The organism is Embleya sp. NPDC059213, assembly GCF_042754445.1.
Classification (GTDB): Bacteria; Actinomycetota; Actinomycetes; order Streptomycetales; family Streptomycetaceae; genus Embleya.
Map to the genome: position 1 here is coordinate 33,225 of NZ_JBHZAV010000034.1, position 25,717 is coordinate 58,941.

Below are 25,717 nucleotides of genomic sequence, written 5' to 3' on the forward strand. Positions count from 1 at the left end.
GTCTCTTGCTCCCGACCCGCAGATACTGATCACAAGGCGTCCAGCGTGACTGTGGCGTGCTCCGCGCCGAGACCACAACCGACGGTTGGTGAAGTTGGGCGAAAGCAAGACCGGAACGCTGGCAGGGCCAGCAATCCGGTGACACCCGAAGCAAGCCAGCTCGGAGCGCGAGCGACGGCCGGAGCCGTCACAATGAAGTCCCGTTGTCGAGGTGATAGGGACCAGCCATGCCTGAAACGCTGCTGCGGGGCGGCGACGAAGTCAGCCTTGGCGAGTTGATCAGCAGGCGGCAGACCGAACCGTTGTCACCGCCCATGGCCCGGCCGGACTGTCTTCCGTTCCTCGAGCTGACGCCTCCGGTTTTCGAGCGTGTCGTCGCGGAGGTTGTCTGGCTCATCGACGGAATGAACACCATCCGTGCATACGGACGTTCAGGCCAGGAACAGGGAGGACTGGACCTTGTCGGGCGGCGAGCGGGTGAAACGCACGTCTACCAGGTCAGGCGCGTCAAAACCTTCAACCCGGCCGATTTGCGCAAGGCTGTCGAGGACTACGCCGGGCGATTCGTCCTGGCCACGTGCTGGCAGGACCAGGACACCGCAGTCGAGGACGAACTCTTCGCACTCCAGAGGGAATATCTGGGCGACCTCGACGTCGAACTCTACGACGGGCGACGTCTGTCGCCGGCCCTGCAGGAGCGGCCGAGCATTGTTGCCGGAGTGTTCGGCCCGGCATGGGCGCAGGCCATGTGCGGCGTCGAACCCCCCGGGCCATCCGCTCTCCCACACGGCTACGCGCTGCTCAACGACCCGCTGGAACACATGGGCCTGTCCGAGGCCTTGCGACGTGCCGAACAGGAAGCAGCCGCACAACCCGCGGCAGCCGCCGAACTCGTCGGCCAACTGGTGGCCGAGCTGAGGAAGACCGCCTTCCCGACCCACGCCGACCAACTCACCGTACGACGCCGCGAACTGCTCGAAGCGGCCGGGGAGCCAGCTCTGGCGTTTGATGTCTCGGCCGGGATCCTGCTTGATCGATACGAATCCGGTGAGCGGATGCTCAGCGAACTCGACCGGGCCCGCGACCTGGCCCCGGGCGCCGGTCCTACGGCGTCTCGAGTACACGAAGTACTCACGGCCGTGGAGAACTGGTTCATGGTCGGCTACGACCTGGATCCCGTCGCGGAAGCTCTGGCTGACCTGATCGAAGCCGACAGTCCGCTCGCGGCCCGGCTGACTCTCGCGGTAGCCGAGCAGGTGGTGGTCGACGAGGATCCACGGGATGACATCGGCCGCCTAGAATCTCTGGCTGCGAGGGCGAACGGGCTCGGGTCGTCCCCCGAGCACCGCGTGCGCCTTCAATGCTGCCTGGCCGACTTCGCCGTCCGAAACGGGGCGACACCACAGGCTGCCTTCCAGGAACTGGAAAGGCGAGCCTTGAACGGATATATCCCGGAGCGATTCGCCGGTCTGATCCACATGAGACTGGGACGGGCCCTGGCGCGGGCCGACCTCGGTGTCGACGCGATCGACGCATACCGGCGGGCCGTGATGGCGACCACCCGCGAAGGACTGGCCGGAGACGCTCGCGACGCGCTGCGCTCCATCTCGTACCTGTCCGACCGCTTCGGTTTCGGGCTGGAGGCTTCCGTCCGGGCGATGACGGCGGCGCGAACCGTCGGCTCGGGTAGCGGTCTGATCCCTCCCTCGTTCGACCCTGCTGTGGCCGCCCTCGAATCCCTCCTCGACGGGAAGCCCAGGAGAGCGCTGCGAGAAACGCGTCACTGGCTCTGGCACGACAGGATCTCGGGTGCCCTGACCGACGAGCTCCTCGCTCGAGGCCGCTACGGCGAGGTGTTCGTCAAGATGAAGCGCCCAGATCTAGCGGTTCGCCACTTGGTCCTGGCCGGACGGTCCGAGGACGCTCGAGCCGCAGCATCTGCGGTGACCGCCTACGTGGACATCCGGGGCTTGTTGGAGGCTCAGGCAGGCTGGGTGTGCCGCGCTGCCGCTGCTGCCGCGGAGGGGCAGGCGGACCTGATTCCCGACGGCTGCGTGGATGCCGTCGCGAACCGACTCGCCGACCTCGTCATCAACGATTCGACATCGCGCCACTCCGCCAAGGGGCCCGCCGTCGAGGCTCTTGGAGCATTGGCGGCCCTCGGGCACAGATTGCCCGAGGGAGCAGCTCGAACGGTCCTGCCGTCGCTCGTTGAAAGCCTGGACAGGACACCGGACAAGTATCAACACACGGATGAACCGCTCCGAGTTTGATCGAGACTCTGGTTCTTGAGAGAATCGGACGAATCATGCCGAAGCACTATCCAAGGGACCTCAAGGAGCGGGCCGTGCGCCTGCTACTGGAGTCCCGTGACCAGTACAAGTCCGAGCACGCGGCGATCCGATCGATCGCCGCCAAGCTCGATGTGGGACCCGAGTCGCTGCGCCATTGGGTACGCCAGGCGGAGGTCGATGCCGGTCACCGGCCCGGGACCACGACGGAGGAATCCGCGCAACTCAAGGCGTTGAAAAAGGAGAACGCCGAACTCAAGCGCGCGAACGAGATCCTCAAGGCGGCGGCGTCTTTCTTCGCGGCCGAGCTCGACCGGCCACACACACGCTCGTAGCCTTCATCGACGAGCACCGGGACCGCTTCGGCGGAGTCGAGCCGATCTGCACCGTGCTCATCGCACACGACTGCAGCATCCACCCGAGCACCTACTACGCGCACAAGAAGCGCACTCCCTCGGCACGATCCCTTCGCGACGCGGAACTGACCGCCCTGATCGCGAACGTCCACGAAACCAACTACGGCGTCTACGGAGTCCGCAAGGTCTGGGCCGAGTTGAAGCGCCGCGGCCACACCGACGTCGCCCGATGCACCGTTGCCCGGCTGATGAAGGATGCCGGGCTCTCCGGCGCCGTCCGCGGCCGGAAGGTCCGCACCACCGAACCGGACCCGACGGGGGCTCCGAGCAGGCCCGCCATGTTCTGCCGCCGTATGCGCCGGGGCGGTACTTTCGCCAGTACAGCAGCGCGATTCGCCACCTCGACAGGCCCTGGCTGTTCGAGAACCGCCCCAGCTATCGCGTCACCGCCGTGGACTGGGAACGGGCCACTCTCTCGTTCGCCGCGACGGCGTACTTCGACAAGGTGGACGTCAGCGAAGGTATCGGCCACGGGTTCGCGCTCGCCGCGCAGCGCGACGCTGGGAACCCCACCTGGGCCCGGCTGCCGTTCCGTAGCGCGTTCGACGGTCCCTACGGCCTTCATCCTCCACTGGCGTGGTCCCGCAGCGCGTGGCGACGGCGGGAGGGCAGTACGGTGTCATCCCCGCAGGGGGGTTCCAGCCGGGAAGCGTGCACATGACGATGCCGAACCCGGATGCCGGCCTCGGCCTGTGGCGCAACATCGTGCGGGGGCTGGACGAAGAGCTGCTGGGCGCACCGGAGAGCGACGGCAGCGACAGCCATGCCTTGACCGTCCGGGACTGGCCGCTCCTGAGATCCCTCGGCAAGGCCCGCACACGGGGTGCCGCCCGAGCGTTCTGCTTCGGCATCGGCTGCGACGCCCTGACGTTGGCTGCGACGTTCCCCACGGTCCTGGTCCTCGACGCCGACGTCTTCGATCACCTTTTCGGCGAGGCCGTCGACGTGAACGACGAAGGCAACGTCGTCGCGCACTGGCCGCCCGGAGCCGACTCCGCCCCCGGCATTGCGTTCACCGAGGAGAACGTTCGCCGCCTCCTCGATCACGAACCCATGGCGCCACCGGGCGCGGCGTGCTTGGCTTTGAGCTGGCGTCACCGTGACCTCCTCCTGGGCGGATGAGATCGCGCGACACCACGAGTTCGTCCGTCGAATGAAGGGCATTCCGTGGACTCCGACCCGTCCCCGCTCGTTCGCGACGACACGCCGCAGGAGTCCCAGGAAGCCTGGTTGGCCGTACGAGGGCACCTCAACGAGCAGCGGTTCGCTCTCACGGACGAAGTCCTCGGCCAAGCGGACGAGCAGACCCGTCGACTGCGACTGCTCACCCGGCCGGGTTGGATCGCGGACGGGCCCGTGCCGCTGGAGGCGGTGCGGCTGCTCCGCGACCCGGCGTCGCGCGATCGTCCCGGACTGGATGGCACCGAGGCCGAGTTGGCTGCCGTACGGCCGCGCCGTGACGACGGGACGACGATCCTGCGGTACTCCGAGGCCGTCGCCGACTTGGCGCGTCCGCGGCTGTTCGAAGACCGCTCCTGCTATCGCCTGCTGGATGTGGACACGGCCGCCGGAGCACCCACGCTCACGTTCGGGTCGAGCAGCTACTTCGCAGGAGTGATCGATATTTGCGAGGCGGCGGCCCACGAGTTCGCCGCAGCCTCCATGTCGGCACCCTCCCGCGTGGGGACGCCGTTTCGGGATGCGATGGGCGACCCCACCGACCTGACGCGCCGGCTCGTCACGACGGCGATCAGCACGTTGACGATCCGCCTCGACCGCCGGACGGGCGCTGCCCAATTCCTGGTGCACTGGCGTGACCCCGCAAAAGTCGCGAGCGGCGGAGGTCTTCACCAAGTCATGCCGGTGGGCGTGTTCCAGCCGTCCGACGACGCGACCTGGAACGAGGAGAACGACTTCGACCTGTGGAAGGCCATCACGCGCGAACTGGCGGAGGAACTTCTCGGCAAGACCGAGGACTACGGCAGCGACAAGGCCCCCATCGACTACCCGACGTGGCCCTTCTACGCCGACCTCACCCAGGCCCGCCAAGACGGCCGCATCGGAGCGTTCTGGCTCGGCCTCGGAATGGACCCTCTCACCTTTGTGACGGACATGCTGACCGTGGTCGTGATCGACGCCGACCTCTTCGACGACATGTTCGCGCAGATGTCCCCCCGCAACAGCGAGGGACACGTGGTGGTCGAGGACGGCACAGGTGCCAGCCTGGGCACTCCGTTTACTGAGCAGCATGTCGAGCGGCTGCTGCATCGGGAGCGAATGCAACCAGCCGGGGCCGCCTTGCTGAGCTTGGCGTGGGGCCACCGTGAGCGGCTCCTAGGGCCTGTCTGACAAATGATCACCCGTGGACTCGCGGAGCCAGAGGATCAAGGAAGCCAGGACAACTCCGGCACGGTAGCGGTCGCCGAGCTTGTCGAACCGGGTCGCGATCGCGCGGAACTGCTTGAGGCGGGCGAAGCATCGTTCGACGACGTTGCGGTCGCGATAGGTGACCTTGTCGAAGGCCGGCGGCCGGCCGCCGAGGGCTCCGCGTCGGCGGCGGTTCGCCGCCTGGTCGCGGCGCTCGGGGATCGTGGCAGCGATGCCCCGGCGCCTCAGCAGATGACGGATGGACCTGCTGGAATACGCCTTGTCACCCAGCACACGATCCGGTGTCGTGCGCGGGCGGCCCGTGCCGAGGCGCGGGGCGCGGATGCCGTCGAGAACCTGGCCGAACGCCGTAGCGTCGTTGACGTTGCCGGGCGTGAGCACAATCGACAGGGGCAGGCCCCGGCCATCGACGGCGAGATGGACTTTGGTGGTCAGTCCGCCTCGGGAGCGGCCGAGGGCCTGGCGCGCTTGCGAGCCGCCCGGATCTTCCACTTCGTCCCCGTTCGCATCCCCTTTTTGCGGGCGCCCACTGCGTGCTGGTGGCTCGGTTGATGGTGGAGTCGACGGAGACCGTCCATTCCACGCGGCCCACCGCGTCATCGCGGACCTGAACATGCTCCAGCAACCGTGCCCAGGTGCCGTCCGCCTCCCAGCGGGCGAACCGCTCGTAGACGGTCTGCCACGGCCCGAACCGGTCGGGAAGATCCCGCCACGGAGCCCCGGTCCGCAGCCGCCACAGCACCCCGTTGACCACCTGCCGGTGATCACGCCACGGACGGCCCCGTCCGCCCACATGAGGCAAAAGGGGCTCTATCCGCCTCCATGCCGCGTCCGTCAGCTCACCTCGACCTGCCACAAGATCAATTATCAGACCGGCTATAGAGTCCTGCCCGTGGTGAATCATCAGGACGAGACCAGGACGGCCTACGACGGTGTCGTTGAGCTGTACGCATCGCTGTTCGCAAACCGGCTGGAGACACAACCTTTCTCCCGGGCCATGATCGGCACCTTCGCCGAACTGGTGCGCGCGACGGGCAACCCGCGGGCAGCGGACGTCGGGTGCGGGCCCGGACATCTGACAGCCATGCTGCACGAACTCGGCCTGGACGCCTTCGGACTCGACCTTGCCCCCGGCATGGTCGACCACGCCCGGCAGGCCCATCCGGCGCTGCGCTTCCAAGAGGCGCGGATGGAATCCCTGCCGATCGAGGACGCCGCGCTCGGCGGCGTACTGGCCCACTACTCAATGATCCACACCCCTCCTGGAGAACTACCGGAGCTGCTCACCGAACAGGTACGCGTCCTGGCGCCGGACGGTCTGCTCCTGGTCTCCTTCTTCGGGACCGACGGACAAGAACCGGTCCGGTTCGACCACAAGGTGGCGCCCGCCTACAGCTGGCCGGTGGATCGCCTCGCCGAACTGCTGGGCGATGCTGGGCTCGACCCCTTCGCCCGGCTGCTCCACGATCCAGCCTCTGATCGGGGCTTCCTCGACGCCCATCTACTGGCCCGCCGTTCGTAGCCACTGCCCAGTCCCCGGCCGCTCGGCGCACCTCCTGATTGCCAGCTCAGCCGAATCTCGCTGATCAGACCGGAATTGTCAGACACCCCCTAGGCAGCCAGCGCATCTGAGACCTGAGAGTGGCGTTCACAGGACCGTGACGAGAGCGGTTCTGCTTTTCCGGCGGTCTTCCGATGAAGCGCCACGGTGGCGATCCGTCGCAACTCTGGTGCTCACAAATGCCGTTCGCTTCAGGCAGGAAATACCCGGATCCCTACGGTTGTTGCGTTCGTACCGTTGTCGAGACGATCGCTGCTCGGCGCGCAGGTGCGCCACTACCGCAAGGAACGCGGGATGACCGCACAGCAGTTGTCCGCGGCGTGCACCGCGCTGGGCGCGGACGTGCCGTCCAGCGTGATCAGCAACCTGGAGACCGGCCGCCGGGCGTCGTTCGGCGTCGCCGAGTTGCCTGTCGTCGCCCGGGCGCTGGACGTGGCCCCCTGACCCTGTTGTTCCCTCTCGGCCGTCGCGAGACGGTGGAGGTCCTGCCCGGCCACGACATCCCGGTGTGGGAGGCGGTGGCCTGGTTCACCGACGAAAGCCCCCTCACGCAAGCCCCGGGCGAGGGCTCGCCCCGCGCGATCATCGACGCGTTCCGCGTCCACGCTGACGCCGTCACCACCGCCCGCACCTCACAACGTCTGCTCGGCGAGCACCAACGCAAGGCCGCCACCACCCTCAACCCCACGCGCCGCGCGGACCATCTGCGCTCGGCCGCCCAGTTCGGCGAGATGCTCCTCCAGGACGGCCAAGCCCTACGGACCCTGCGCGCGGACATGCGCGCCCACGGCCTGATCGCACCGGCGTTGCCGGACGACCTGCCCCGAGACCGGGCGTCAATACGGTTCCACGTGCCCGCAGTTGACGTCCAAGCGCCACGGCACCTGGTCCCTGCAGCAAGAACTGCCCGACACCGAGGACGGCACCCGCCGCAAGCTCCGCCGCAGCGGCTACGCCACCGCAACCGACGCCCAGAACGACCTCGACCTGGCCCGCACCCTGCTCGCCGTCCCGACAAGGACGACCTGCCCGCCCGCCGCACCGTCGCCGACATGCTGCTCGAGGCCACCCGCACCAAGTCCCCCTTCCCCGACCTGAAGGAAGTGCTGCGGCGCGTCCGCGCCGGCCAGGCCCTCAGCGAACGCATGACCGTCGGCGCGTGGCTCGACAAGTGGATCAGCGGCCGGCACGGCATCCGCCCCGGCAGTGCCCTGCGCTACGAGAGCATCATCCGCGTCCACCTCAAGCCCCACCTCGGACACCTGCGCCTCGATCGCCTCAAGATCGAGGACGTCGAGGCGATGTTCGACGCGATCCGGGCCCGCAGCGAGGAGATCGCCGAGAGCAACATCCTGCGCCGCGCGGCGCTGGATCGCCTGGCGGCCACCCCCTGGAAGGGCCGCGAGAACCGGGCTCTGCGCGCGGGTCTCAAGGCGCAGATCGCCGGCATGCCGCCGTTCCGGCAGACCACGGGCCCCACGTCGCTCCACCGCATCAAGGCCACCCTGCGCGCGGCCCTGAACGCGGCGATCACCGACCGCAAGATCACCTTCAACTGCGCCTCCCACGTCGAGTTGGAGGGCGGCGAGCAGCCGGACCCGCTGAAGTGGACGCCCAAACGCGTCCGCGAATGGCGCCGCACCGGCATCGTCCCGGCCAAGGTCATGGTCTGGACCTCCGACCTGACCATCGAATTCCTCACCCGGGCGGCCGGACACCGGCTCTATTCGATGTGGCACCTGATCGCTCACCGAGGATTACGCCGGGGCGAGGCGTGCGGGCTGCCCTGGGTCGACGTCGACTTCGACGAGCGCGAACTGGACGTGTCCACCCAGCTCGTCGAACTGGGCTGGGCCATCGAGCAGTCCGCCCCCAAGTCCAAGGCCGGCGTGCGCACCGTCTCCTTCGACAAGGGCACCGGCAAGGTCCTGCGCGCCCACCGCAAGGCCCAACGCGCCGAACGTGAGGCCGCGGGCAACGCGTGGAAGGAGACGGGCGTCGTCTTCTGCACCGAGGACGGTTCCTGGCTGCAACCGAGCTCGGTGACCAAGGAATTCAATCGCTTGGTGGGCGAGTTCGACCTGCCGCCGATCAAGCTGCACGGCCTGCGCCACGGAGCCGCCTACAACGAGGTCGACAGCACCGGCGACCTGCGCGCCGCCCAGCTCCTGTTCGGCCACTCCAGCGTCACCGTCACCACCCGATACGTCCCGCGCGGGAGCAAGAGCGCCCGCAAGGGCGCCGAACGCTCCGCCGCCAAACTGCGGGCCAAGGGCAGCGGCAAGAGTGCCGCCGCCACCGAGGCGGACGACACCGCTACGCCGCCCGACGATCCGGATCAGTGACGCGCCGCTTCACTCGGCGCCCTGATGGCACGCGCGCCCTCCTCGGCATCGAGGGCGCGCGTGCCGTACGCCTCGGCCCGCTGAGCCGAGCCCACCTCGCGCTCCGTCAATCCGAATGAAGATCAAACCAGCGTGTGAATCATCTGCAAGCCCTTAGGTCCTCGCAGAACGCTTCCCAGGACGCGCAGATCAGCACCACGGCTGAACGGCTGAGCACCTGGATCTCGGGACGACGCCGGCCTCGGGCCGTTCCTGTCTCCTTCTCGTGAAACTCGACCAGTCGCTCCATGTCGGGGACGGCGTTGTCCAGAAGACTGCGATGTGCGGATCCGAAGGCTGCCATGATGCCGTTGGAGACGACAGTGACCTGTGGTTCAGGTCCGGACGGTCCAGAGACGGATCACCCGGTCGCTGCCGGCGCCGGCGAGGGTGCGTCCGTCCGGGTTGAATGTCACCGATCTGACCGGCCCCGTGGGCCCGGACAGAGTCATCAGCGGTTCCCGGGTGTGTGCGTTCCACAACCGGAACACCTTGGCGTCGTCGGCGGTGGCTGCCAGGATGCGGCCGTCCGGACTGAACGCCATCGAACTCACGACCTTGGTGGATCCGGCGTCGTTCGCGTTATTGGTGTATCCGCCCAAAGCGTCGAGTGGTTGTCCCGTCTGCGTATCCCAAAGGCGAACGAGCTGGTCGGCGGCGCGGCGCCGTAGTTTCGTGTGGCTGGTGGCCAGGGTGCGGCCGTCCGGGCTGAACCTCAGCGTGACGATGGTCAGTTTGGTGGACAGTTCGAGGCGCCGGACGCCGGTCTGCGCGTCCCAGAGATAGATTTGGCCGTTGTTGCTGGCGCTGGCCAGGGTGTGGCCGTCCGGACTGAACGCCACCGAGCGAATCCCACCGGGATGGGACAACTCCAGCCGAACTTCGCCGGTTCGCACGTCCCAGAGTTGGATCATGCCATGGCGACTCAGCAATCCGCTGGCTCCGGCCAGGGTGCGGCCGTCCGGACTGAACGCGACGGAGAATACCCACGTCGTGGGCCACCCGGGGTGGCGCAGCGTGTTCCGCGGTTCGCCGGTGGCGGCGTCCCACAGACGGACGTTGCGGTCGGTTGCGGCGCTGGCCCGCGTGCGGCCGTCCGGGCTGAACGCCACGGAGTGCACCTGTGATTGGGGTCCGGGCACTCGCAGTGTGAGCAGTGCTTCGCCGGTCTCTGCATCCCAGGTGCGGACATTCCCGGAGGTGGCGGCGGCCAGGGTGCGCCCATCCGGGCTGAAGACCAGGGAGATCGCGGGTGCGTGCGCGGCGAAGGTGAGGCGGTGTTCGACGTCGGGAGTCCGGAGAGGTTCGTCGGCGGCGTGTCGCCGCAGAGACGGTGCGTGGACCTGCGGGGCTGGGGGTGTGCGCCGGTCTGCCGGAGAATCGGGCGGTGTATCAGTGACCAGTGTTCGTGTGACCTGCCGGTCCGCGCGGGGGTTGGGGGTCGTCGGGACGGCCGACGCCGCGGGGCTCCGCCCGGCCAGTTGGGCCAACTCTGCGGCCAGGGTGGGGGCGTCGGGACGGTCTTGGGGATCCTTGGCGAGCAACGCCAGGATCAGATCCTCCAGTCGGCCGTGGGCGTGGGGACGGAGAGTGTGCGGACGAGGCGGGGGCTGTTCCAGGTGCCGGCGCATCATCGCGTAGACGGACGGGGCGTCCGAGAACGGAGAGCGTCCGGTTAGAAGTTCGAACATGACGCAGCCCAGGGAGTACAGGTCGCTGCGGCCGTCCACCGGCTCTTCCCGCCACTGTTCGGGGGACATGTACGCCGGGGTGCCGATTACCCGCCCGGTAGTCGTCATCGTGGTGGTGCCGTCCGCGGTACGGGCGATGCCGAAGTCGCAGATCTTCACACGGTCCGCAGGCTGCACGAACAGGTTTCCGGGCTTGACGTCCCGGTGGACCACACCACAATCGTGCGCGGCGCTCAGCGCAGCCACGGTCTGTGTCGACAGACCCAGCGCGCGATCGATGGGCAGGCCCCGTTGGTGATCGGCCATCAGCCGCGACAGGTCACAGCCGCGCAGCAGTTCCATGACGATGAACAGATACCCGTCGTGGTGGCCCGCGTCGTGCACCACGGTGATGCCGGGATGCTGGAGACCGGCCAGGGTGGCGGCCTCTCTTCGGAAGCGACGCACCGACTCCTCGCCCGATACGGCGGGTAAGACTTTGACCGCGACCTCGCGCCGCAGAATCGAACCATCGTGGGCCAGCCACACCTCGCCCATACCGCCGTGCCCGATCATCCGATCCAGCCGATAGCGGTCCGCCAGGACCACCCCCGCCAGGCCTGACCCGGAATCCACCCAGTGCCCCCGTTCCGGACCGAGTGTGCGTCCGTGTGTTCCTTGAACGTTCCCGAAGACGCGACCGCTTCAGGCCCCCGGCCGGCCCATCATGACCAGGAGGCCATCGCAGCCGATCACTACCCGACAGCGCAAGGCTCTCGCGTGGATAGACGACGTGGCCGTCGACACCTTGACCTGCTTGTAGCTCTGCTCGATCCAATGACGGATTCCGTGGATCCGCACGATCTCGTCCGGGTCGGCGGCCGGGTACGGGGCCTCGTCCTCGCGTGAGCCGCCGGGACGGGGAAGGTTCGTGACGAAGTACCAGGTGGCCTTGCTCGGAAGCATCACCGGGTCGGCGGTGGCGACCACCGGTCGGGTCGTGCCGTCCGGGCCCCACCAGCCCGGCGTGGCGTCGGCTGCCCACCAGGTCTCGGTGTGCCCGTCGCGGAAGGTGCGGATCACCGCGTTCCAGTCACCCGGATCCCGCGGCCCGCCCCAGGACAGTTCGCGGGCGGCGTCGACCGGGGTGTGGGCCTGGTCGCCGTAGGCCCAGGTTCCCCGCCGCGGCTTCAAGGCCATGACGAACGGCAGTCCGGCCTCGCTCAGTTCGCCGCGGAAACCGTCCTGGTCGCGAGCTGCGCGCAGGCGAGGGAAAGGTCCCGAGGCGCGGGCGCGAATCCCCGACTCCGGCGACCGGGCGGCTTCGCCGCCGACGGGGCGTGGATTGCTCGGTCGGCGCCCGCGCCGTGCGCCATCGCGATTTCTCCCGCCTCCCGCGATTCCGCGTGGAGGACCCGCCAAGTGGGATGCCAGGGCGTCCAGGACCCGCACCTGCCCGGTCTCGTCGCCGTGGCGGGTCGGGCGCCGTCGACGTTTGCGGGCGCGGGTCAAGGCCCGGCGCACCTGTTCGATCCAGGAGCTAACCGGGAGGTCGGCAGGGGTCTTGTGTTCGGGTAGCGGTACGAGAGTCCAGGTAGTCCAAGAACAGCGATTGCAGATCCGGGGTCAGAGCGATGACGTCCTCGCTCGTCGGGACCAACGTCAGCCCGCCTCCCTTGGGGATGCCGCGGTGAAATGCTACGTCGACCCTGCGTGCCTCGAACAGACGCCCATCCGCGGACAATACGAGGCTGTGTTCGCTGTAGCCGGTCTCCGGTGCGAACGTCGCCAGTTCCCAGCCCTTGCCGACCTCCTCGAAGACCCGCACCAACTGTGTCTTGCGGCCGAATAGGCCGGCCTTCTCCTTGCGAGTGTCGATGTGCAGGAACAGTGATACGAGCTTCCGTGTGGGCAGCCGCCCGGCCACGTCGGCCACGAAGGTGGCGAGCTCGGGAGTCATCCGAACTCCCCGGCGCGAGTCGATGCCCGAGAGTCTGAGGCGCTCCCGCTCTTCCGCGAACTTGATCTGTTCGATCTCGTGCTCCCGCCTTCGAGCATCGTCGACCGGCCCCATCCGCCACCCCCATGTCCCTGGTGCCGGGCACGTTAGTCCGTGAGCGGCCATCGTGACTCACGAATGGCGAAGAACCACCGCGCGAGGGCACGGAACGAGCCGGGTGCGGAGGAGTTGGTTTGGATCAGCAAGACTGGGTGTCTCTTTATGGGACAGATGAATGATTTTCCGTGTATCCATGGAGCAAGATGAGCGGGCGCGGAACCTGGTGGCGGTCGTGGCTGGCGAGGTACGCCTTCATGGCAAGTACGGAAGATGAGCGTGCAGCAACTGGCGGATGCCTGTACTGCGTTGGGCTTGGAGATGCAGCGTGGAGTGTACGGACGGGCCTGCCCGTGGGAGGTCCTGGCCAGACCGGCCGGCGTCCGGGCGGACAGCGGGGCGCTGGGCATCTGCGCCTTCGGTGGCTACGCCCTGGCCGCGACGACGTCCGACCTCCGGAGCAGGGCGGTTGCCGCCGTCGGTGCCGTGGACATCGCCCACCAGTTTCGCGATGGCGCCGTGTTCAGGACCCGCCCATCTTCCAGAGCATGCTCGTCGAGGCCGCCGCCGCGCGAACTGCCGAGGCCGGCGGCGAGGGAGTCCGGACCTTCCCGCTCTTTCCCGACACGGCCGCGCAGGCTCGCGCACTTGGGGGCCGGCATGCCGTGGAGGGCTGGGAGTACTACGGTTCCGACCGCGCCCGCCACCCACGGTCCGCGAAGTCCTTCACGTGGTCGAGCGTTGACCGCATGGCCATCTTCGATGCCTTCCGTCTCGTCACCTGATCGCGTTGCGCCCGCTCCTGCTGATCGCCGGACGCGAGGCGGTGACGTCCTGGACGAGCGTGGAGGCGTTCCGGAACGCCTCCACCCCGAAGGAACTCCACTGGATCGACGGCGCCGGCCACCTCGATCTCTACGACAAGGAGCCGTACGTCAGGCCCGCGATCGAGAATCCGACCGACTTCTTCCGACTCCGCCCGATCGATGCCGAGTAGATGTCGGGGCGGGGCGCCGAGTGGACGTCGGATGCCCTGGACACCTCGACCGCGAGGCCAGCAGGCTGGGTATCGAAGTCGGGCCCGCCCGATCCCGCTCGCCGAGGGCGTGCGGTGGCGCCGGACCACCGGGGCTCCCTCGGGCCGACGTGTGCAGCGAGATGGATTTGGATGCGTTACCGATCGTTCGTTGTGCCGGAGTCGACGTCGAATCGGCGGATCCATTGCACGTCGCCGGCACCTGCGGTTGCGACCAAACCTGTGGCCAGCCAGATCATGACCTCCAGAATCTCCCCATCGAGTCTTGTGGTCGCCTCGTCCACGGTGAGGTCGGGTGCGTCGGGATGGCCGATCATCCCGGCCATCACCATCGCGGACTCGGCCGTGTCCGGGCTCAGTTCGGTGCGGATCCACTCGAGGACGGCCCGTGCTCCGTCAGTGCCCAGCCCGTTTTCTCGCGTGCCGGCCAACCAGGCGGCGAGGGCTGCGAACATGAAGGAGAGGATGTATCCGGCGTCATCCTCCTCGAGTGCGTCAGTGCCCGCGGTGACGTTGTGGGCCCAGTCGGGATCGCGCGTGTCGAGGATCTTCGTCACGATGGCGCTCATGCCCTCGTTGACGGTCCGGGCGAGTTCCCCCGGCGTGGGCTTGTCGTAGTCCTCGTCTTTGTCGTCGAGTTCGTCGTGGTGCCGGGCGACGGCTTGGGTGAACGCCCGCACCTCCTCGGCGGAGAACGTGTGTCGATTCTCCTGGGTGACGATGTAGCCGACCTCGCGCCACGCGTGGATCATCGCGGGATCCACACCGACCTCCGCGGCCCGTTCGGCCATCTCGCCCAGAGCCCGATCGAAGCCCTGGCGGCTCAGCGCGACCGGTTCGTCGGCGTCGGGATCGAAAAAGAGAGGATCGTCGGGGCCGGGGTCGCGGCCGAACTTCGCCCGGAAAGCCTCGGTCTGGGCGGCGAAGGCTTCGTTCATCTGCCCGCCCATGGCGCTGTCGGCGTGCCATGACACCTGTACGCTTCCGTCAGCCGCGCGTGTCCGCTGAACGAACCTGGGATCGCCCGATCGCTCGGCCACCAAACGCGCATGCTCCTCACGGAACCGCTCCTCGTTCTCCAGCCGGCGACGCTGCTCCCAAGACGCCTGGCGCCGCGCGGCCTCCTTCTGCCGGGACGAACGCTTCTTCGGCACGCTCTCGATCTCCTTCAACGCACTGGGCTTGCTCCGGCGACCGAGACACAGCATCGGCGCCCCTCATCAGAGGCATCCTAGAAGTGCTCCTGTGCCATGGGTGCCGAAATCGTGGACTTTGTACGGGGGCACGCGAACGTTCGTATCAGTCAGCCGCCACGATCGAACCGATCAAGGACAGCCGAGACTTCGGGACAGTGTCACCGGTTCGGAGCCAACGCCGGTTGGCCGCTCTCAGCGGCCAGCCACCTCCGGGAAGAACTCGGCGCTCTGGCGCCGTCGGTCGTCAGCCAAGGACGGTGCTTCGCCGGTGCTTCGCGTTGCTGGGAACACGTTCCAACGCTAGGAGCCGCTGTCTGATGGCGCCATGGTTTGCCGGTATGAAGCTGACTTCGGCTGATCATCACCGAACATATGGTTTTGGGCAACTTCGGTCAGGTGGATAGTCGTCCCGAGACGTGTGCGAGGTCTTGAACGCGCTGAAATCAGCGGACTTCATCAGAAGGCTCGCCGACGTCACCGCTGATCTTGGAGGCGGCGTGATGCGGTTGCCACTCCCAACGAGGCTGGAGCAGGTGATCGAGGGCGTCTTTGGCATCGCGGATGAAGTTCGAGTCGGAGTCGTACTGCCATGTTCGCTCTTGCCCTTCGGCGGGCTTGCCGTAGCGGCTGTTCCAGCTCCGGCGAAGGCTCCTCCAGCTGTGTCCTTCGAGCGGGTCCACGAACTGTGCCAGCCCAGTGGGACCTGGCTTGGGAGGGCGGCCCTGTCTGCGCACGTCGCGGGGGTTGTGTACGGAAGTTGCAACGTACGGACCCACATGTTCCGCGAGTCGATAGTGCTTAACGGAAAGGGAGTTCGAGCGCTCGCTTTGCAGTTTGGCTTTGAGTCGTCCGTAGATCGCGGCGACTTGCTGCGGCGTCAAAGAGGGGTCCAGATGCATGGTCACCCGGGTGGTCGCGACCTGGGAATGGTGGCGTATGGACACTGAACCGGTGTAGACGAGGACCTCGGGTTGCCGGCCCGTGAGAGCGAAGGTGGCCGCCTCCGAGGGCGACCATCGGTAGTGATCGGCGAGCGTGTCCGCGAGTTTGGCCGGATCGCCGAGGACGGACGTCGCATCGACAGTGAGGATGCGTTCCTCGCCGTCGGCGATGTACTGCAGGTCGGTCACGGGCCTCGCGCGACGGGCACCGACGCGTGGTGGCTTCCCGCCGGCGTCCGCGGGTGCCGAGGTCTTTGCGAGTTTCGCCGGCGTTTGCGGGGCCGTTGCGGAGTCGGTCGGGCAGTCGCATTCGATCGAGGCGAATCCGGGGCGCGGTCCGCAGGAGACGGCGACGGATAGGCGTTGTTGTCCCGGTAGTACTTCCCGGCGTCGGTCAGTTCGGCGCGCCATTGCCCACGCCGTTTGGTGACGACTGCCAGGTGCCGGTTCTGCAGCGCGATCGCGACGGTCTTGTATGTGGAGTCCTCCCAGACGCCGTCGGGGCACCCGACAGCGGTCCAGTTCAGGACGTTCAACTGCCGCTCGTTCAGGGGCGGCCACACTCTGGACATGGTGTTCGGTCCAGCGCGAATGCTACGAGATGGCGGGGTATTCCGGGCAGGAAGGACGCCCGGTCGATCGTTGATTCGCCTGGCCCGAAGGATGGCCGCTTGGGAGGGCCCCTGAGCCCGATTTTGCTGCCGGCCTCTTGCCCGGTCTATACGCTGGGCAGCAGCGTGGCTGCCACCGCGACGTAGGAGCAGGAACACAGCGCGCCTCACGGAGGCTTGCATCCGCTGTCCTGGACGGGAAAGGACGACGAACGGGCATGGCCCGAAGTCTCGACGACGACGACGCGGCGAGCCGTCTTCAAGCCGCCGATGCACACGTCAACGCGGACGCACACACAACGCTCTACCAAGTGCGCCGAACCGTTGCCGAAAGTGAAGAAGACCTCGCACGCTGGAGATTCATCGCCCGAGTGCGATGGACGGCCATGTGGGTCACGATCACTGCCTCCACCATCGGCTTTGTCTGGACCGTGACAGTCTGGGGGGATCGCGGCCGGTACATCAAGGCCGATATCGTCTGCGCGGCGCTGATGGCGGCGTCGGCCGTGGCTGCGCTCGCTACAACGCTACAGAGCCGCCGGTTGATGGACCGCTCCTCGGTCGAGGACGTGCTTCGCACGAACCGGGAGGCACTGCGCACGCTCGGGGCCGCCGTCCACCCAGCGTTGGACTTTCGGCGGCGGCTGTATCGCGAAGACGTCCCCGGCATCATCGAGCATTACCAGTCCGATAGTCGCAAGTACCGTCGTGTCCACAACGGTCTGCAGTCGCTGATCATGGTCGGATCCGCAGCAACCACCACGGTGGCCGCGTTGGAGACGGGCAAAGAGCTCACATGGCAGAACCTCACTATCGTGGGCATCGGCTTCGCCATCACGCTGGCGGCGGCATTCACCGGCTACTACAAGTACCGCGAGCGTAGCTACTTCCTCCAACAGACAGCCGACGCTATCGAGGAAGAGTTCAACACGTTCACGCTCGGCGTCGGCGAGTATCGTCAATTCGGACCCGACCAGGACAACGCGGCGCTCGCCCACTTCACTCACCGTGTAGAGGGATTGCGCAGCGAACAACGTCGCCGACAGCAGCAGCTCGACCAGCCGGCCGACCAACCGGCCCCGTCGGGGCCGGCAGTGTGAATCCCGACCGCAAGCCTCGGTCGGACCGGTGCCGTCCGTCGGCAAGGAGCAGGTTTGGCTCTGCCGCCTCCGGCGGCCGGAGTGGGTCTGCCGACGGTGAATACCTGAGCGATATCCCGATGGGAATCCTCTGCTCCTCCCGTGGAGACCGCCCGAGGCGGGTCGGAAAAGCCACCCGAACCCGACTTATGGAAAGCCGCAGCAGAAGGCGACCGGCATTGTCGGAAGAGCGCGGCGAACTCACGCGTAAGGGCTTCATCGCGCGGAGTACCGTCGGGCAAGGGTGAGAAGCGCATGCACATCGGGCAAATTACCGCGTCGATGCGCTTCGACAGCCTGCCCGGTCATGGTGTGACGTGTTCCGGGAAGAACCTGGCGTCCAGGATCGTGAGCGTGGCAGCGTTGTTGAGCCGGCAGATGGGAAGCTGGAGGGCGAACATTCCCTTGGCCCACACAGCATCGGCGCGGTCGACCGTCTTGAGCCAGCGCACCGGCAGTACGTACTCGGCGACATCGGGGTCGTTCTCGTCGCCGGGGTGGCGGTACCTCCCCACGAGTTGCTGTTCGGCCAGGCGCACTGTCCCGTCCCCGAGGACGGCCTCGGCGAACGCCGTCGGCTCACCGCATACCTCGCCGATGCCCACGTACCCGAGCTTCGGGATGTGGAGGTTGATCCGTTGCCCCGGCTGCGGTCGGCGCAGCCCCTGCGAATACCACTTGCCGCCGCCGGCTGAGATGAACCCGAACCGGCGGGCGTCGTCCCATGACCGGGTGCCGCCTTCCTCGCCCAGCGCCGAATACCAGTCGACACCGTTCCATGGCTCGCGCGTCGAGGACCTACCCACACGGGCGGTGGGTGCGGATTTGGCTTCGTCCCGTAGCCAGGTTCGTGCGAGGTAGCGGCGGTCGTCGTCCTCGTAATAGTGGAAGGAGACGGCGTTGACCGGAACGCCGAGGTCCGCGAGGTATCCCACGATGCGCTCGGTGGCCTTGTCCAGCCGCGCTGCCACGATCGTCACCCGATGTGCCGCGTTCAACTCCTCGGGCGCGGAGGTGCCGAACCGTTCTTCGAACGCGGCCTCGAACGTCGTGTCGCCGCCGCGGTAGTCGGCGAACAGTTTCAGGATCTGCGTGTGGGAGAGCGTCGTCGCCCATGACGCGTAGTCCAGCGCCTGGGCGATCACCTCCCGCGCTCCTCGGTCGCGCTTCAACTCCAGGACGCGCAGACTGCCCTCGCCATCGACCGCGAGGAGATCGACGAACCCTCCATGGGAGGTGGGTACCTGACGCCCGATCAGCAGGACGGGCTCCCCGAAAACGTCCGGTTCGGCTTCGATCACATCCTCGAGATCGCGCTCCAGGGGCATCGTTGACGACCGCAGGCGCTGTGGTCGTTCTCCCTCGTCCAGCCGCCATATCGCAATCTCGCTCGGCATGTCCCCCCAGCCCATCGAAATGCTTGCCTCACACGCAACTGCCTGTTGTCATGCATTGTTCCGATGCCGGCTTCCCGATGTCACGACGGAGTGTTCAGGTCGTCGTGGAGATGTTTCCTCGGAGGACGCGCATGGTCGACACCCGTGTCGCCGACGTGGGATATCCAGAATATTCACACGCGCCGGGGGCGCTTGGGCGGTCGACCTCCCGGCTTCGGTGGCGGCACAAGAGGGGCGAGAACCTCCCCTTCCACGTCGGTCGGATTCGCCCCGTACACAGCGCGTGTGCCCGACCATGATCCGCATCCCTCGGGGAGGCGACTACCAAGTTGCCTCCCCTGAACAACCCTTCTCGGACACCCTCCAGGAGGTCCCGTGGCCCATCAAGGCAGCAGTGGCGGTCTTCAAGGGGCTGGTCAGGGCGGCGACGGCGTGCAGGGTCCGGAGGGGTGGGCCGCCGATCCCGGCGTGGCTGACGAGGTTGTCGAGCGCGGTGGCGTGCGTCGGCGTGAGGGTCGCTTGGCAGGTGCGCGCGGTGAGGGCTTCCTGTGCGGCGTAAGCCTCGGAGGTTTCGAGGATTCGGCGGACGAGGTGTGCCCACAAGGGGGCCATCCGGTTCGGCCCCGCTCCGAGATCGTCCGCGATGTGAGCGAGGCGGACGTGGTGCAGCGTGGCTTCACCCGACTCGTCTCCCGTGCCGGCCGTGGTGTCCGAGAGCCGGGCGATGAGTTCCGTGAGTCCGTCGTGGTGCGGGCGCCCAGCCGCTGCGTTGACGATGGTGCGGAGGGCGACGGCGATCGGGGCATCGTGATCGGCAGGGTCGGTGTTGTCGAGAACCGCGAGGGCGTCGGTGTGGTTGCCTGCGGTGGCGAGAGCGATGATCCGTGTCTGCCTGGCCGCTTGGAGGCGTTCGGGCAGAGGGTCGTGGAGGGCCGCGTGGGCCGCGGCGCGGGTCCATTCGGCTGTGGCGGCCAAGGCTCGGGTGCCGTCTCGGAGCAGGACGGTCCGGTACCAGGAGCGGACCTGTTCGATGTCGTGCGGGGCGGTGAGTCCGTCCAGGGTGATGGTGGTGTCGTGGATCGGTGGGGCGTCGTCGTGGTCCAAGCCGTGCTCGATGTCGGTGAGTAGGCGGTACATGACTTCGGGGCGGTTGCCGCGTCCGTGGAGGCGGGCGAGGTTGATCAGTGGCTGAAGCGCGGCTATGGCGATTCGTGGGGGCAACGGCCAGGCCGTGCACAGCAGTTCGAATTGTTGGTGGGACAGGTCTGCGGCCAGGCCGGGGAGGCCGCCGTCTGCGGCGATGAGAGCGGCGAGGTTCCAGGCGCTGCAGGCCCGGTCGACGCGTTCGTCGGGGTGGTCGGATGCGGTGGCCGCGTGGGCGTGGTCGCGGACGGTTTGCATGCGCTCCGGCAGCGGTGGGCAGCGCGGGCGGGTTGGAGGAAGCAGGGGGAAGTGCCTTGAGGCGTGGCCGACGTCGATTTTCGGGGCCGCTCGTCGTGGGGGGTTCTTGCGCCGGCTGGGAGTGGAGTCGGCCGGTACCGGTGGGCCGAGGATGGCGTGCCGGGCCGCGTGGGCGAGGAGGATTTGTTGGCCGGTGGAGAGCCCGACTCGGTTCCAGTGGAAGAGCACGTGGTAGGCGAGGATCGTTCTCAGTCCACGTTGTAGTCCTCCACCGCGGGCGAGATGCGCCAGGAGGCTCCCGCAGGCGTGGAATGCCTCGGCTCGGCCGCGAGAGGATGCCAGGAGACCACCGTCGCCGAAGGCGTTGCCGTCGGGGGCCGGATCGGTTCGCAGGATTGTTTGTACTGCCGTGACGACGGCGTCGAGGTGTGCGGGCGCGACACTGGGAGGCAGCGGCCGGTCGTGTGTGACCCTGGCCCACACGTCGCCGATCTCGTACGGCTCCAGCCGGGCTCCACGGACGAGAGTGCCGCAGCACAGCATCGACAGTTCTCGTGGACCGAGCGGGAGGTCGGGGACGGGGCACAGGATGGCTCGGCTGTCCGCGGCGAAGAGGGTGTGTGCGGCTTCCATGGCTTCGGGGCCGCCGAATGCGGTGGTTTCGGGTTCGTAGTGGCCGGTGGACCAGCCGCGAAGGATCCCGTCGTCGGTGAGGCCGTCGAGGGCCTGCGCGACCTGGGCATGCCGCTCGGTCCGGTCGCGTGTACCGAGATTCAGTCGCACTCGCCAGTGGGGGTGCTTGCGGATGAACCACCACGTGCCGCCGCCGGCGGTCGCGGTCTGCAGCACGGGGAGCAGATGCGTCGTGGCGACAGTCGCGGCCGACTCCCAGTCGGTGAAGTGCAGTTGGACCTGGAGCCAGTCGGGTGTGCCGGTGGGGTCGGCGTTCAGGTCAGGAGCAGGCATGCGTCCCATCCGGAGGCGGGTGGTGGGTCGGTGAGGTCGAGGGTTGTGGTGTGGAGGGCGAGGAGGGTTCCGGCGTCGCCTTCCAGGAAGCCCGGTCCGTGGGCGTGGGGTCGGCTCGCGAGTTCGCGGAGGCGGTGGGCCGCTGCGGGTAGGTGGGTGGCCAGGTCCGGGTTGAGGGCGTCGCGGGCCGCGTGCCAGGCGGTCTGGTGGACTCCGGCGGCACCGTGGCACAGTCCCGCGTCGGTGAGGAGAGCTTGTTGGACGGGGGCGGAGAGGCAGGCGACGAGGGCATCCTCGTAGGTGCCTTGGGCGTGTGTGTCGCCGATGGCGATGGCGGCGAGCTGTCCGGCTCGGGCGATGCCGGGGGTGCCGTAGCACCAACTGGGCCGACCGGGCGCGGTTTGGGCCGGTCGCTTGGCGGTGAGTTCGGAGCGGCTGATCCACTGTGGCCACCAGGCGCCGTTCGGTCCGTCCTGTCGCCAGGTATCGAGGAATTCGAGGATGGTGTCGATGGCTTCGGTCTGGCCGTCGACCGTGGTTCCGTTACGCGCGGCGAGGGCGAGCAAGGCGAGCGGGCCGGTGATGCCATGGGCTATGCCGAGGTTCGCGTGTCCGCCGGGGAATTGTGGCGACTGTCGGCGGTGGGGGTCGTGCTCGACCCACCAGCCGGGCAGTGGTGACTCGTCGATGCGCCTGGGGCGCGTGAGCGCGACGACAGCGGTGAGGACGTGCTCCATCGCGCCGCCGTGGGGGGCCAGACGTAGCAGCAGCGCGCCGATTCCGGCGAGGCCGAAGAAGACGTCGTATTCGCGGAAGATGGCCGGCCGACCGGCAGCGATACGAGCGTGAGTGGCCTGGGCGAGGTCGTGGGCCAGGCAGCCGAGTGCGACGTGGGTGTCGGCGAGCGCGTGTGGTTGGCGACCGGTGGCGTGGAGAACGAAAACGATCGCCGGCAGCCCCTGAAACAAGCCGGTGTCGGGGCCGCAACCGACGGGCGCCGCGCACGCCTGCTCGATCCATCGGCGCGCTTGGTGCCACGAATCAGCGCCGTGGCGGGCACGTTCGACGTGGGCGAGTGCGATCCCGATGTCGCCGCCGGCGAGGGAGTGTGCCCGCCATGGCGGCTCGGAGGCGGACGCGCCTGGGCGGGGAAGACGTGCCAGGCATGCGCTTGCGGCCGGCGGCACCGGTGGTGAGGTCGATGCTTCGGTCATCGGGGCTTCGCATGCAGGTCGCGGAGCGCGCAGGCCCGCGCGAGGCGCAGGGTGGTTTGCTCATTTGCAGAGCCGCAGGTGCGGCGGTGGTGGTTGTGCAGGAGCACGGTCAGCACCGACATCGGGTCGCGTTCGGTCTCAAGGGCTCTTCTGTAGGCGTCGAGGTCTCGGGCTCGTTGTCGCCAAGCTTCGATCACCGTGTCGCAGCGTGGGAGTTCGGTGATGGCGCGGGGGACGAAGGTGCGGTCGGTCAGCCGCAGGGTGTGGTTGCGCAGGGTGGTGTCGAGTCCGCCTCGGGCGCGGGGTAGTTCGTCCACGAGAATGCGTGCGGCTCGTTCGGGTGCGCCGGCGAACGCGATGGCCAGATCGATCATGCTCGTGGCGGTCAGCGCGAGCGGAGGTATACCGGTGCGGGTGGCAAGGTCGATCTGGGCGAGTGCCGCTTGGGAATCGGACGCGAAGACCGTGTGCGCGGCCTGCAGAGCGGGGCCGTGCCCGTACTGACCTGAGCGTGGGCGGAACGCCTCCACGCTCAGGGCGTTCGCCAGGTTTTGCTCGACGAGGTCGGAGGCCCACGCGGTCAGCCGCGTGCTCGCGAGGCCGTGATCGTCGCCGGAGGGCAGGTGGAAGTGGAGAAGGAGGTGGCCGATGCGGTCGGGGTAACGCAGGTTTTCGTGCCGCTGGAACCACCACAAGGGCGCTGTGCGGAAGGCGTTCAACAGTCGGGGCAAGTGCTCGATGAGGATTTCGTCCCAGCGATCCGGATGAGCCGACAACCGCGAGGACAAGACCGCTGTTGTCTTGAGTGGCCGGGTGCCGGCTTGCGGCGGGGTCGGTCGGGGAGAAGAGGTGGTCGGCTGCGTGGACAGCGTGAGGGGCAGGAGGATCTGGTGGGCGCGTCCGAACCAGCGGTCGTCGGTGTTGTTCTCGTGTAGTTCGAGCCGGCGTGCGCGATTGAGTCGAGTCCGCAGGATGTGCCGGTGCAGGGGCAGGCTCAGGTCCAGCGGCAGGCGTCGATCGTGTTCGACGAGGGCGACCCGTGCGGGCACCGACCATCGCCGTCGCCACTCGGCCAGGGCTTTCTGCCACACGTCCGCGGAGACCGACGGAGCAGGCAGCGCGCGGGTGGGCAGGAGCCAACGGGCGGGGGCGAGGATCGTGCGGCGGTACCGCACACGAGGCAGGCGGGGCAGGCGGGAAGCCGCCCCGAAGTCGAAGGCGGTGTACAGGGTTCCTCGCGCCGTGGAGATTTCCGAGAGAAACCGGGCCAGCGGAGGAATGTGGGTGGTGGCTTCGAGCGCGTGCGCGACACGGATTTTGACGCGCCGCCCGGATGGCGTGTGCAGGAGATGAAACCGGTCCGCGTCCGCCGACACGGCGAGTTCGCTTACCGAGATCGGCCGGGGCGCCGCCTCACCACTGTGGGCCGGTGGGTGTTCGGCGAGCGAGACGAGGTGCCCCAGAGACGGAGTGCTTGCGGCGAGGGATGCGTTGCGGCGGAGACGGGGCGGGAAGGACAGTTGGGCCGCGATCGTGTCCGGATCGGCGGCCTGGTACGTCGCCGCGAGTCGGGCTCGGGAGTCCTTCGGCAGTAGGTGTGCATGCCGGCCGATCATGCTGCTTCCGGCCCGGGGCGTTCCGGCGATGGACAGCATGAACCGCTTCCGGTCGATGTCAGCGGTCGACGCGGCGTGGATGTGCAGACCGATTTCGACGCGGTCGGGCCATGGCGGGAAGGCGTCTCGATCATCGGCCAGTTCGTCCACCGTGGCGTCGGTCAGAACGAGTTCGTCGCCTTCGAGAAGTGCTTCTTGGACCAGCGCCAGGAGTCTCTCGTCACGCGCGGTCCACACCCGCAGAGGGTTGCGTCGCCCCGAGCCGAGATATCCGGCCGGGTAACCGGGCCCGGCGTCCGAGACGACGTCCAGGACGGGTACGGCCAGCCCGGTGCCGTACTGGGCGACGAACCGCGCGTGGTGGTCGCGCCAGGACGCGGTGCCCAGTGGGTAGGGGGACAGGCGGCACAGAACGGCGGCGGCCTTGGCGGCCTCCTCCGCCACCTGGACCGGAAGATCGAGGTGAGCGTCCAGGACTGTGTCGCGGGTGAGGGGGATCGGCGCTGTGCAGGGCGGGGCGAGGACCGAGGCGGCGCGGGGGAACGCTTGCGGGGTTCGGAGTTCGCGATGCAGGGATGTCAGGGCATGCGTATGTTCGGCCGCGGCGGGGATGTCGTGAGCGGCGATGTCGTGCAGAACCGCACAGACGTGGCCCAGTGGGTCGTCCGTGGCCATCGGGGGGTGCAGGGCACTCATCAGGAAGTGCTGCGCGACGAGGTCGGACACCATGGTGCGGATCCGGTCGGCGGGCGCCGTCGGGAAGGCACCGGTGAGGACCTTCACGAGTTCCGCGAACGTCACGGGGGTCTGCGCGGCCTTCATCGCAACCGCTACGGGTCGTCCGGCACGCACGGACACCTCGATCGCGGCCGTTCCCGCATCGGTGCCCGCCCCGGCCGGCGGGGCAGGGACGACGAGACGGGTGCCGCGGTGGACGGCAGCCGTATTCGCTGCCACGGTCAGGCGTTCCATCAATTCGGCGCAGGCGTGGAGACGGTCGACCATCTCGCCCAGCCATTCGGGGTCAGGGCGGCGGACGATGCGGTGGTCGTCTCCCCAGCGGACCTTCGTAGTGGGTGCGCGGTGAACGGAGCCGACGCCTGCGAACAGGGCGAACGGTGTTGCCCGGTGTTGCCAGCGCAGTAGATAGCGGCTGGTACCGGCGACCAGGCGGAGAATGCGGCGCCCGTCGGCCTCACCCGCTTCGAGGGCGTCCAGGGCGTCGAGGAGGTCCGGGCTTGCGGCGGCGAACGCGGCTCGGACCCGGGGGTCCTGCCGAAGGTTCGTGAGCCAGAGCAGACCCCGTCGGGGCAGGTCCGGATCGGCCGGGTCCAGGTCGTCCGGAACGACGCGGGATTCCGGGGCGGTGGTGGCGCGCATGAGCCCGATTCCGGGCCAATGGTAGGTCGGACGCGAAGCGGACATCCGTGGCCT

General features: G+C 68.0%; 19 protein-coding genes and 2 pseudogenes. 11 read left to right on the forward strand and 10 right to left on the reverse strand.

Annotation, left to right across the window (positions count from 1 at the left end; all coding sequences use genetic code 11):
* Positions 1–227 precede the first annotated feature (227 nt).
* The 5 genes and pseudogenes from ACFXMF_RS15515 to ACFXMF_RS15535 all read left to right on the forward strand — a co-directional run bounded on the left by ACFXMF_RS15515 (position 228) and on the right by ACFXMF_RS15535 (position 5,056).
* A complete protein-coding gene (locus ACFXMF_RS15515; protein ID WP_379988649.1) occupies positions 228–2,273 on the forward strand; it encodes a hypothetical protein in 2,046 nt (681 codons plus the stop codon).
* Between the two features lie 35 nt (positions 2,274–2,308).
* The gene (locus ACFXMF_RS15520) at positions 2,309–2,626 is read left to right on the forward strand and encodes a transposase (RefSeq protein WP_379988648.1); all 318 of its coding nucleotides are present in this window, start codon (positions 2,309–2,311) and stop codon (positions 2,624–2,626) included.
* A 53-nt stretch (positions 2,627–2,679) separates the two neighbouring features.
* Positions 2,680–2,925: pseudogene (locus ACFXMF_RS15525) on the forward strand (IS3 family transposase); the annotation flags it as partial.
* Between the two features lie 439 nt (positions 2,926–3,364).
* On the forward strand, positions 3,365–3,829 hold the full coding sequence (locus ACFXMF_RS15530; RefSeq protein ID WP_379988647.1) for a hypothetical protein: 465 nt from the start codon (positions 3,365–3,367) through the stop codon (positions 3,827–3,829).
* Between the two features lie 45 nt (positions 3,830–3,874).
* On the forward strand, positions 3,875–5,056 hold the full coding sequence (locus tag ACFXMF_RS15535) for an XRE family transcriptional regulator (RefSeq protein ID WP_379988646.1): 1,182 nt from the start codon (positions 3,875–3,877) through the stop codon (positions 5,054–5,056).
* Here the strand turns inward: ACFXMF_RS15535 and ACFXMF_RS15540 are convergent.
* Positions 5,042–5,951 (reverse strand): annotated as a pseudogene (locus tag ACFXMF_RS15540) (IS5 family transposase). The gene ACFXMF_RS15535 and the pseudogene ACFXMF_RS15540 overlap by 15 nt on opposite strands.
* 36 nt (positions 5,952–5,987) lie before the next feature.
* Here ACFXMF_RS15540 and ACFXMF_RS15545 point away from each other — a divergent pair.
* The 3 genes from ACFXMF_RS15545 (at position 5,988) to xerC (ending at position 9,001) form a co-directional block, all read left to right on the forward strand.
* The gene (locus ACFXMF_RS15545) at positions 5,988–6,617 is read left to right on the forward strand and encodes a class I SAM-dependent methyltransferase (protein WP_266410069.1); all 630 of its coding nucleotides are present in this window, start codon (positions 5,988–5,990) and stop codon (positions 6,615–6,617) included.
* Between the two features lie 276 nt (positions 6,618–6,893).
* Positions 6,894–7,100, forward strand: a complete 207-nt coding sequence (locus ACFXMF_RS15550; protein WP_379988645.1) for a helix-turn-helix domain-containing protein — start codon at positions 6,894–6,896, stop codon at positions 7,098–7,100.
* 5 nt (positions 7,101–7,105) lie between these two features.
* Complete coding sequence (gene xerC, locus ACFXMF_RS15555; protein WP_379988644.1) at positions 7,106–9,001, forward strand: tyrosine recombinase XerC; 1,896 nt, start codon at positions 7,106–7,108, stop codon at positions 8,999–9,001.
* 374 nt (positions 9,002–9,375) lie between these two features.
* Here the strand turns inward: xerC and ACFXMF_RS15560 are convergent, their stop codons facing one another.
* From ACFXMF_RS15560 to ACFXMF_RS15570, 3 genes are all read right to left on the reverse strand, one after another.
* Entirely contained in the window at positions 9,376–11,346 is a 1,971-nt protein-coding gene (locus tag ACFXMF_RS15560) for a WD40 repeat domain-containing serine/threonine protein kinase (RefSeq protein WP_379990705.1), read from the reverse strand.
* 69 nt (positions 11,347–11,415) lie between these two features.
* Positions 11,416–11,910 (reverse strand): hypothetical protein, encoded by a 495-nt coding sequence (locus ACFXMF_RS15565; RefSeq protein WP_379990706.1) that lies wholly within the window; start codon positions 11,908–11,910, stop codon positions 11,416–11,418.
* 340 nt (positions 11,911–12,250) lie between these two features.
* Positions 12,251–12,784, reverse strand: coding sequence for a hypothetical protein (locus ACFXMF_RS15570; protein ID WP_379990707.1), 534 nt, complete (start codon positions 12,782–12,784; stop codon positions 12,251–12,253).
* Positions 12,785–13,314: 530 nt separating this feature from the next.
* Between ACFXMF_RS15570 and ACFXMF_RS15575 the strand changes: the two genes are divergently transcribed.
* A complete protein-coding gene (locus tag ACFXMF_RS15575; RefSeq protein ID WP_379990708.1) occupies positions 13,315–13,551 on the forward strand; it encodes a hypothetical protein in 237 nt (78 codons plus the stop codon).
* Positions 13,552–13,556: 5 nt separating this feature from the next.
* Positions 13,557–13,763 carry a hypothetical protein gene (locus ACFXMF_RS15580; RefSeq protein WP_379990709.1) on the forward strand — a complete coding sequence of 69 codons (207 nt, stop codon included), beginning with the start codon at positions 13,557–13,559 and terminating at the stop codon, positions 13,761–13,763.
* A 176-nt stretch (positions 13,764–13,939) separates the two neighbouring features.
* On the opposite strand, the gene ACFXMF_RS15585 is transcribed toward ACFXMF_RS15580, so the two are convergent.
* Entirely contained in the window at positions 13,940–14,974 is a 1,035-nt protein-coding gene (locus tag ACFXMF_RS15585) for a hypothetical protein (protein ID WP_379990710.1), read from the reverse strand.
* A gap of 467 nt (positions 14,975–15,441) precedes the next feature.
* Positions 15,442–16,128 (reverse strand): hypothetical protein, encoded by a 687-nt coding sequence (locus tag ACFXMF_RS15590; RefSeq protein ID WP_379990711.1) that lies wholly within the window; start codon positions 16,126–16,128, stop codon positions 15,442–15,444.
* A 640-nt stretch (positions 16,129–16,768) separates the two neighbouring features.
* Between ACFXMF_RS15590 and ACFXMF_RS15595 the strand changes: the two genes are divergently transcribed.
* The gene (locus ACFXMF_RS15595) at positions 16,769–17,650 is read left to right on the forward strand and encodes a DUF4231 domain-containing protein (protein WP_379990712.1); all 882 of its coding nucleotides are present in this window, start codon (positions 16,769–16,771) and stop codon (positions 17,648–17,650) included.
* Between the two features lie 344 nt (positions 17,651–17,994).
* On the opposite strand, the gene ACFXMF_RS15600 is transcribed toward ACFXMF_RS15595, so the two are convergent.
* The 4 genes from ACFXMF_RS15600 to ACFXMF_RS15615 form a co-directional block, all read right to left on the reverse strand.
* A complete protein-coding gene (locus ACFXMF_RS15600; RefSeq protein WP_379990713.1) occupies positions 17,995–19,017 on the reverse strand; it encodes a hypothetical protein in 1,023 nt (340 codons plus the stop codon).
* Between the two features lie 390 nt (positions 19,018–19,407).
* Positions 19,408–21,453 (reverse strand): thiopeptide-type bacteriocin biosynthesis protein, encoded by a 2,046-nt coding sequence (locus ACFXMF_RS15605; protein ID WP_379990715.1) that lies wholly within the window; start codon positions 21,451–21,453, stop codon positions 19,408–19,410.
* A complete protein-coding gene (locus ACFXMF_RS15610) occupies positions 21,435–22,667 on the reverse strand; it encodes a lanthionine synthetase C family protein (RefSeq protein ID WP_379990716.1) in 1,233 nt (410 codons plus the stop codon). The genes ACFXMF_RS15605 and ACFXMF_RS15610 overlap by 19 nt, the downstream gene beginning before the upstream one ends.
* The gene (locus ACFXMF_RS15615) at positions 22,664–25,663 is read right to left on the reverse strand and encodes a lantibiotic dehydratase (RefSeq protein WP_379990717.1); all 3,000 of its coding nucleotides are present in this window, start codon (positions 25,661–25,663) and stop codon (positions 22,664–22,666) included. The genes ACFXMF_RS15610 and ACFXMF_RS15615 overlap by 4 nt, the downstream gene beginning before the upstream one ends.
* Between the last annotated feature and the right edge of the window lie 54 nt (positions 25,664–25,717).

Excerpts from the sequence above, each read along its gene's own strand:
- ACFXMF_RS15565 (WP_379990706.1), bottom strand. The coding sequence starts at position 11,910 with ATGGCCTTGAAGCCGCGGCGGGGAACCTGGGCCTACGGCGACCAGGCC.
- ACFXMF_RS15570 (WP_379990707.1), bottom strand. The coding sequence starts at position 12,784 with ATGGGGCCGGTCGACGATGCTCGAAGGCGGGAGCACGAGATCGAACAG.
- ACFXMF_RS15600 (WP_379990713.1), bottom strand. The coding sequence starts at position 19,017 with ATGCCCCTGGAGCGCGATCTCGAGGATGTGATCGAAGCCGAACCGGAC.
- ACFXMF_RS15520 (WP_379988648.1), top strand. The coding sequence starts at position 2,309 with ATGCCGAAGCACTATCCAAGGGACCTCAAGGAGCGGGCCGTGCGCCTG.
- ACFXMF_RS15610 (WP_379990716.1), bottom strand. The coding sequence starts at position 22,667 with ATGACCGAAGCATCGACCTCACCACCGGTGCCGCCGGCCGCAAGCGCA.
- ACFXMF_RS15595 (WP_379990712.1), top strand. The coding sequence starts at position 16,769 with ATGGCCCGAAGTCTCGACGACGACGACGCGGCGAGCCGTCTTCAAGCC.
- ACFXMF_RS15575 (WP_379990708.1), top strand. The coding sequence starts at position 13,315 with ATGCTCGTCGAGGCCGCCGCCGCGCGAACTGCCGAGGCCGGCGGCGAG.
- ACFXMF_RS15515 (WP_379988649.1), top strand. The coding sequence starts at position 228 with ATGCCTGAAACGCTGCTGCGGGGCGGCGACGAAGTCAGCCTTGGCGAG.
- ACFXMF_RS15530 (WP_379988647.1), top strand. The coding sequence starts at position 3,365 with ATGACGATGCCGAACCCGGATGCCGGCCTCGGCCTGTGGCGCAACATC.
- ACFXMF_RS15605 (WP_379990715.1), bottom strand. The coding sequence starts at position 21,453 with ATGCCTGCTCCTGACCTGAACGCCGACCCCACCGGCACACCCGACTGG.
- ACFXMF_RS15615 (WP_379990717.1), bottom strand. The coding sequence starts at position 25,663 with ATGCGCGCCACCACCGCCCCGGAATCCCGCGTCGTTCCGGACGACCTG.